Origin of the sequence: Mesorhizobium robiniae (assembly GCF_040545535.1) — a bacterium.
Lineage (GTDB): Bacteria > Pseudomonadota > Alphaproteobacteria > Rhizobiales > Rhizobiaceae > Mesorhizobium > Mesorhizobium robiniae.
On the sequence record NZ_JBEPMC010000040.1, the window covers coordinates 1 to 1,581 of the forward strand.

Consider the following 1,581-nt stretch of genomic DNA (forward strand, 5'->3'; position numbering starts at 1 on the left):
CTCGGCCGGCATGCCCGTCGCCGGAGCGCGCACATGACAGGCCACGACCCGTCCGTCGGCCATTGGCACCAGAGGCGGCACTTCGATGCGGCAGCGTTCGACCGCGAGCGGACAGCGCGGGTGGAATGCGCAGCCTTTCGGCGGATTGATCGGGCTCGGCACCTCGCCTTCCACGGGTGCCTCCAGCCGCACTCGCTTTGGATCCGGCACCGGAGCTGCCGCAATCAGCGCCTCGGTGTAGGGATGGACCGGTTTCGCGAAGAGCGTCTCGCCTGGGGCGAGCTCCACGATCCGTCCCAGGTACATGACCGCGACGCGATGCGCGATATGCTCCACGACGCCGAGGTCATGCGAGATGAAGACGAAGGCGATGCCCAACTGCTGCTGGAGATCCAGAAGCAGATTCAGAATCTGCGCCTGCACGGAGACGTCAAGGGCTGACACGGCCTCGTCTGCGATGATGAGAGAGGGGTTGAGCGACAAGGCGCGTGCAATGCCGAGCCGCTGGCGCTGACCGCCCGACAACTCGGATGGCAGCCTGTGCATCATGTCCGGCGACATTCCGACCTTTCGGAGAAGGTCCCCGGCGAGTGCCTGACGCTGCTTCCGGGTGAGGCGCTCAAAATTCTCGACAGGCTCAGTAACGATCTGTCCAGCCGAGAGGCGGGGATTTAGCGACGAGTAAGGATCCTGAAAGACCATCTGCATCCGACGGCGCCACGCGTGAAGCGCGTCCTTCTTGAGGCCCGCAATGTCGGTCCCGTCGATCATTACGCGCCCGCTAGTCGGCTGCACGAGCCGCATCAGGAGCCGCGCGACGGTGGACTTGCCGCAGCCGGATTCACCGACGATGCAAAGCGTCTCGCCCGCCTCGACGGAGAAGGATACATCCTCCACCGCCCGGATCACCGGAATGGTCTTCTTCAGGATTCCCGAGCCAAGCGGATAATGCTTGGTCAGATTCTCGACTTTCAGCAAAGGACCGTTCATGCGCCCATCACCTCTTCGGCGCGCCAGCAAGCTGCGGCGTGGCTCGACCCGACATCACGCAGGACGGGCGTCTTTTCGCGGCAAATATCGATCGCGAACGGGCAGCGAGGCGCAAAGCTGCACCCGACAATGGGCTCGCGCAGGCTTGGGACAATGCCGGGAATTTCTGGAAGGCGATGCTGGCGGCCGCGCCGCCGGTCAGGCACCGATCGCATGAGGCCTTGGGTGTAGGGGTGCGCGGGACGCGCAAACAAATCTATCACGTTCGCCTGCTCTACGATTCGGCCGGCATACATGACAATGACGCGTTGGCATGTCTCGGCCACGACCCCCAGATCATGCGTGATGAACATCACGGCCGTTCCCGTGCGCTCTTTCAGATCGACGATGAGCCGCAGGATCTGCGCTTGGATCGTGACGTCGAGGGCCGTCGTCGGCTCGTCGGCAATCAACAGTTCCGGGGAGCAGGCAAGAGCCATGGCGATCACGGCGCGCTGGCGCATCCCGCCCGACATTTCGTGAGGATAGTTGTTGACGCGGCGCTCGGGGTCCGCGATGCGGACGAGACGAAGCATCTCTTCGGCCTTCGCC

At 63.8% G+C, this 1,581-nt stretch carries 2 protein-coding genes; both read right to left on the bottom strand.

Annotated elements, in window-relative coordinates; translation table 11 throughout:
* Positions 1-990, bottom strand: a 990-nt coding sequence (locus ABID19_RS34240) for an ABC transporter ATP-binding protein (RefSeq protein WP_263807300.1), incomplete at its 3' end; no start/stop codon positions are given.
* Positions 987-1,581, bottom strand: a 595-nt coding sequence (locus ABID19_RS34245; RefSeq protein WP_263807301.1) for an ABC transporter ATP-binding protein, incomplete at its 5' end; no start/stop codon positions are given. The genes ABID19_RS34245 and ABID19_RS34240, both read right to left, overlap by 4 nt.